Source organism: Paenibacillus sp. J22P59 (genome assembly GCF_059383895.1).
The window spans coordinates 385,897-392,485 of record NZ_JBXENX010000005.1 but is presented as its reverse complement, the minus strand read 5'-3'; the positions used below and the strand labels follow the sequence as shown (position 1 = coordinate 392,485).

The 6,589-nt window shown below is 45.1% G+C and carries 3 protein-coding genes; 2 read left to right on the top strand and 1 reads right to left on the bottom strand.

All coding sequences use genetic code 11. From position 1 onward, the window contains the following. Positions 1–2,117 (bottom strand): fibronectin type III domain-containing protein (locus AC50YO_RS11470; protein WP_494846961.1); only part of this gene is annotated, 2,117 nt, incomplete at its 3' end. A 1,032-nt stretch (positions 2,118–3,149) separates the two neighbouring features. Here AC50YO_RS11470 and AC50YO_RS11465 point away from each other — a divergent pair. Together AC50YO_RS11465 and AC50YO_RS11460 are read left to right on the top strand one after the other, a co-directional pair. Further along, positions 3,150–4,496, top strand: coding sequence for a lytic polysaccharide monooxygenase (locus tag AC50YO_RS11465; RefSeq protein ID WP_494846960.1), 1,347 nt, complete (start codon positions 3,150–3,152; stop codon positions 4,494–4,496). A 949-nt stretch (positions 4,497–5,445) separates the two neighbouring features. Then, entirely contained in the window at positions 5,446–6,540 is a 1,095-nt protein-coding gene (locus tag AC50YO_RS11460) for a lytic polysaccharide monooxygenase (protein ID WP_494846959.1), read from the top strand. Positions 6,541–6,589 lie beyond the last annotated feature (49 nt).

Below are 6,589 nucleotides of genomic sequence, written 5' to 3'. Positions count from 1 at the left end.
GAAGCTTGCACCGGAACGCTCGCAGCCGATACATTCCCTGCTGCATCTCTAGCCTTGACTGTGAACGTATATGCTGTGCCCGGATTCAGGCCAGATACCGTTGTCGAAGTGCCGGTTACGTTCACCGTTGTTGTGCCATAGCTTACGATGTACCCGGTTACCCCGACATTGTCTGTTGAAGCTGTCCACGACAGGTTAATCGACGAAGCCGTTGCTCCGCTTGCGCTTACATTGCTCGGTACCGATGGCGCAATGCTGTCACCGCCTGTATCGCCGCACGGTCCAATCAGCTTCCATACTCCGGATGTCCCGCTTTGATCAGGCTGATCACCTCGTGTCCACCACTTCGCTTCATAGCTGCTGCCGTTATACGAGGCGCGTTGTCCACCTGTATACACGGTGGTTGCGTTCCATGCCGCAACTGAACATACTGCAGCTGCATCTGTCGTCACGGATAGCGGAGAGCTTGCTGCCGATAAGTTGCCTGCTCCATCCTTTGCCTTCACCGTAAATGTATATGCTGTATTCGGTGACAAGCCATTAATCGTTGTGCTTGTTCCCGATACGTTCACCGTCGTTGTGCCATACGTTACCGTGTAGCCCGTTACGGCCACGTTATCGGTGGAGGCGTTCCAAGACAGACTGGCGCTGGAGGAAGTTTTTCCCGTCAACTGTACATTGGTCGGTACAGTCGGCGGTGCCGTATCCACAACGGCCTCCTCTGTCGTGACTTGCAGCGGAGCACTTGCCTCTGAGCTATTGCCTGCTCCATCCTTGGCTTTCACCGTAAACGTATATGCCATATTCGGCAACAAGCCATTAATCGTTGTGCTTGTTCCTGCCACATTCACAGTCGTCGTGCCATAGGTTACCGTATAGCCCGATACCCCTACATTATCTGTCGAAGCATTCCATGCTAGGCTGACACTGCTTGATGTTTTGCCTGTCGAGCGCAGATTGCCTGGTACGCTAGGAGGGGTAGTATCTGTCACGCCCCCACCTGAACCGAATTGATTCAAATATGTCCGATGATTGCGCGAAAATTCAAAGTTGAAGTACTTATCCCAATTGATTGACCAGGTCATTAGACCCTTCATTTCGGGATATCCTGCCGGATTTTTCAGTACATAGCTCCCGCCGAATGATTTCCCTTTAATTAAATAATCAAGCGCTTTTTGCACATTCGCCGGAGTCGTGTAGCCGCCGCCTGCCGCTTGTGGTGAAGAAGGCAAGCCGATCAGCACTTGATCTTGGCGAAGAGGAGGGAACATATTATTTGGATTATTCGCTACGGGGAATCCAGCCAGCATCATCTCGGCCATAGCGACATGGAAATCAGCCGTGCCTTGTGCATAGGACTTTCCATCCAGACCAAGCATCGTTCCCGTGTTATAGTGCTGGACATGCAAATAGTCGAGCTCATTGCGAAGGCTGTAAATAACGGGAAGATAAGCCCCCCACGGTCCTCCATAAGCATTAGCCCCCCCTTGAACATAGGCCGTTTCGGGCGCCATAGTCAGGAGGAATTCCGGACCGTAGCTATTGATAATTTCCTTGGATGCTGTTATAAGGTTTACAATTTTGGGGGTAGTCGGATTTTTGAAGTCGGTGTCGCCGCCATTCAAAGAAAGCGAGCTGCCCTCAAGATCAATATCGAATCCATTGAAGCCGTAAGCATCAATGATATTTTTCATCGTAGTAACAAAGGTCTGCTTTGCTTGAGCCGTTGTCAGTTCAATCGTACCGTTGGCTCCGCCAATCGAGATTAATACCTTTTGACCACGAGATTGCAAGAAAGCCACATCTGATTGAAATTCACTTACTGTTGCATTATAAGGCGTGAAAGCCATATTGCCGGTTGTCGTACCACCGCTCGGCTCGGCGAATGCGACTTGAACCACGTCATAATCTGCCGAAATATCACGCAATTTAATCGTATTAGAGCCATTATCGAAATTATGCCAGTAGCCTACAATAATTTTGTTGTTCGCGGGAATCGCCGCTTGTGCGAATGGAGTCCCCCATTGAAACCCGGTTAATACAAGTGCCAGAATCAATACAAAAGAAAAAGCAGATAAAAATGGGCGAACCTGTCGAGAATTTGCAGATGCAATCATCCTTCTAGTCTCCCTTCTCTTCCTTCAATTGGTTTAATTGCTGCTTCACCTATGGATTGCGGTTATTTTTCATTAAACACTCCCTTAATCATGTTTTTTGAAATCGCTTACATTAGTCCCGTTGTAGAAAATAGGCGATGCCTCACCTCCTTCAAAAAAGACGTGGTGAATAAACCGAGGATTGTCCATCGGTCACAAACGTTTATTAAGGATTCATTCGAGTGTATAAGGCTGGAAATTTAGAGAGGGATAAAATTGCGCAGATTAAAAAGACAACTGATTTCGTTCAGTTCCTATTGTGGGGGATTTATCACACTTTAAAAAGGCGATTTTTATATAATTTAAGGGTAAATATCTCTTATCAATTAAAATCTTGCCCAAATGCGAATAATTAATTACAGAAAAGAATAGATAAAACCAGATTTACAGTGAAATAAACTTGTACATCGAGGAGCAACAAAATAAACAACATTGCCTTTCGCAGCGGTTAATTCAGAAGGGATTGGACGAACAGACCGAGTACAGACAGAACAATGACAGGTACAAGCAGGAGCCATACGTAGCCAATTATTTTATTTGGCTTTTTGCTTATTCGCAATACTAGAAACAAAACAACAAACAGAAAAAAACTATATTTTAACAAGAAATAAAGCATGGCTAACTTCCCCAATCCTATGTATTAATCGTATCTCGCTTTATTATAGCAAAATGTTCTATTCCTCGCATAAATCACTGCTTTCCCCCATAGATGCATCATTCGTGCGTATTTTTATCGGATAGATGCCGTTATGACCCACACGCTTCATCTGCTCTTTCAATAAGCTATTCAAAACTCGTAATCTATCAATCGGATTCAATAAGGTTAATAGATAAAGAGTATAAGCTTTTCAATGATTTTATTTAAAGACGACTATAGAAAGGAGCAGCATTTTTCCTACGGCCCATTATTAAACAGAAAGGAGGTTCTGCATCTCGCGTAAATCTGTAAGACCTACTTTAAGATAGTATTTAATTACAAGGAGGCTAATATCTATGAATCAAATGATCCGACCTATCTCCGCAAAGCTATTAATTGCCTGCGGTATAGCAGTAATTGCTTTTGTTTGTGCTCTACTGCTCTCTCAGAAAGCATTCGCCCATGGCTATATTGATGGGCCGGCAAGTCGTGCCTATCTCTGTAAAACGGGGCAAAATACGAATTGCGGCGCTATTGTCTATGAGCCTCAGAGCCTGGAGACCAAAAAAGGTTTTCCTGCGGCAGGGCCAGCTGATGGCAAAATAGCTAGTGCAGGTGGCATCTTCCCTAAACTGGACGAACAATCCTCAACACGCTGGACGAAAGTGAATATCTCAGGCGGACAAACCACGTTCCATTGGACATTGACTGCTGCTCATTCCACCACGAGCTGGAAGTATTACATTACCAAAGCCAACTGGAATCCCGAAGCCGCACTTACGAGAGACTCATTCGACCTTACCCCATTCTGCTCCGTAAATTACGGCGGTGTTCGCCCACCCTTCTCTTATTCCGATACTTGTAACGTTCCTACGGACCGTTCCGGCTACCATGTTATTCTGGCTGTCTGGGAAATTGCTGATACCGCCAATGCCTTTTATAATGTCATTGATGTCAACTTCGGAGGCAGCAACCCCGTTGATACAATAGCGCCAACTGCACCTGCTTCGCTTGCTTCAACAGGCGTAACTCCAAGCAGCGTATCCTTAGCATGGAATGCTTCCACAGACAACGTAGGTGTTTCCGGCTATAAAATCTATAACGGTTCATCATTGGTAGCTACAGTATCGTCCGCAACACTAAACTATACCGTAACCGGACTGAATTCAAATACTGCTTATACGTTCTATGTAACCGCCTATGATGGTGCAGGCAATGCCTCGCCAAGCAGCAATAGCGTTAACGCAACTACAGCTGTCTATGTCGTTGATGTTCAGAATCCTACGGCTCCGAGCGGCTTGCAAGTTGTCGGTGCGCCAACTTCAAGCACGATTTCTCTCCATTGGAGCCCCTCGATAGACAATGTTGGCATAGCCGGCTATAAGATCTATAGCGGAACCGTGTTAATCGCTACAGTATCAGGTACAACTACGGATTATGCCGTTACAGGATTAAGCCCAAGTACAGCTTATACGTTCACGGTATATGGCTTTGATCCTTCCGGCAACCAATCGGCAGCCAGCAACGCTCTATCTGCGACAACTGCTGCTGCTCCAGCCATACCTGCATGGGCGCCTAACACGTCCTACACGGCTGGCACGTCAGTCACTTATAATGGCTCAGTCTATGAATGCCGTCAATCACACACCTCCCTTAGTGGCTGGGAGCCAGCTAACGTACCCGCGCTGTGGCTGTTGAAATAATTCGAAGACGGATAATAAAAAGGACAGAGCAGACTGTTTCAGCTGCTCTGTCCTTTTTTGTGAAGCGGAATTTAGAAGACCCTCGAAATTTCTAGTTCTGTATCTACCGAGCAATTTTAGTCCATTTTTCCTATATTGGATTAGATGCAGGGATCTTTTGAGCTACTTTTGGTTGAGCGAATATCCATTTTTTTTAGCGAATTCTACCATCAGACCCTTTCAGCTAGCGATTGCAAAGAGTCCGTCTATAAGGCGATTTCTCTTATTATATCTGTATTTACAAGACTTTTCCCCGCCTCGTCCAGACGATGCTGCGCCGATCTTTTTCACAGGTAATTTTTCCAATGTGAAATTATTCCTCATTTTTTTGATTAAATACGCCAAATGGCACTCATAATTGTGACATAATCGTCGTACAATGAAATCGGTCATAAAACAATATACTGAAAAAGATGTTTATTCTTTGATAATTTTGGTTATTGTATCGTGTTACACTGTGTATCTGCGTGGAATGAACGAAATAAAGCTCTTATTACAAATTTTTAACGTAATCAATCAATAATTATTATTGTTATCTAATTTATGTTAAAAAAATTTCGTTCACACAAAGTTCACAGTTAAGTGTATAATCAGGACAGGAATAGACAGAATTCCAATATTTTCTCTTTAATCCACCTGAGAATATCTGTTTTTATTTGTCACTGAGTTCTATGAAAAGGCTTTCTTTTTTGTCTACCCATGCGGTATATGAGCTCCTAACCCGAGTTTATATAAATAAATGATCTGAGAGGAGTGTTGATCGACTGAAGCAAGCATTCAACATGGAGACCGAGCAATACCGAAGGATCAGAGGAGGCGTTAACGTCTGCATTAACGGAATGCGCATAGCACGAACGGAAAGAAAAGTATTAAGCAAAACCCGTAGTTCCAAATTAGAGGAGGCTATTAAATGACATCTATTCGTTTATCAAATTCACCGACTAACAAGCTATTAGCATCGTTTGGGATCATGTTGCTGGCTGTCATCTGTATGGTTTTGTTATCAGATAAAGCGCTTGCACATGGATATGTAGAAGGTCCTGCGAGCCGCGCAGCACTTTGTAAATCAGGACAAAACACGAACTGCGGCAATATCGTATACGAACCGCAAAGCTTGGAAGCACCAAAAGGCTTCCCTGCTGCTGGACCTGCTGATGGCAAAATCGCAAGTGCTGGCGGAGCTTTCCCTACTCTTGATGAGCAAACAGCTACTCGTTGGGCAAAAGTAAACCTTACTGGCGGACAAACAACTTTCAACTGGAAGTTGACTGCAGCTCACGCTACAGCTAGCTGGAAATATTACATCACTAAAGCTAACTGGGATCCGAACAGTGCACTTACTCGCAACTCGTTCGACCTTACTCCATTCTGCTCTGTGAACTACGGCGGTGTACGCCCTCCATTCTCTTATTCCGATACTTGTAATGTTCCTACTGATCGCAGCGGATACCATGTTATCCTTGCAGTTTGGGAAGTTGCAGATACGGCTAACGCATTCTACAACGTGATCGACGTTAACTTCGGCAACGGTGGCGGCGGCAACAACGGCGACACTCAAGCACCAACTGCACCAGCTAACCTTGCTTCCCCTTCCAAAACAGCTAACTCTGTTAGCCTGACTTGGAGCAGCGCGACAGACAATGTTGGCGTAACTGGATACCGCGTATACAATGGCACGAACCTTGTTGCAACTGTAACAGGAACAAGCCACAACGTTACAGGTCTTACAGCTTCCACAGCTTATACATTCAGCATCAAAGCAATTGATGCAGCTGGTAATGCATCCGCATCCAGCAATGCAATTACAGTAACAACTGATGCTGGCGGCGGTGGCGGTACTGGTACTTGCACTGCAGCAGCATGGAGTGCAAGCGCTGTCTATACTGGCGGCCAACAAGTTTCGCTTAACGGAACTGTTTACGAAGCGAAATGGTGGACTACAAACGAAAATCCTAGCACTAGCGGTTCATGGGGCGCTTGGAAAGTAATCGGTACTTGCGCGTAATCTCTACCCTTTCAATTAGGAATTAAGTCCATGCACTCCCTAGGCGGAA

What these genes read in the sequence shown, in the direction of transcription:
- AC50YO_RS11465 (WP_494846960.1), top strand. Translation starts at nt 3,150, where the DNA reads ATGAATCAAATGATCCGACCTATCTCCGCAAAGCTATTAATTGCCTGC.
- AC50YO_RS11460 (WP_494846959.1), top strand. Translation starts at nt 5,446, where the DNA reads ATGACATCTATTCGTTTATCAAATTCACCGACTAACAAGCTATTAGCA.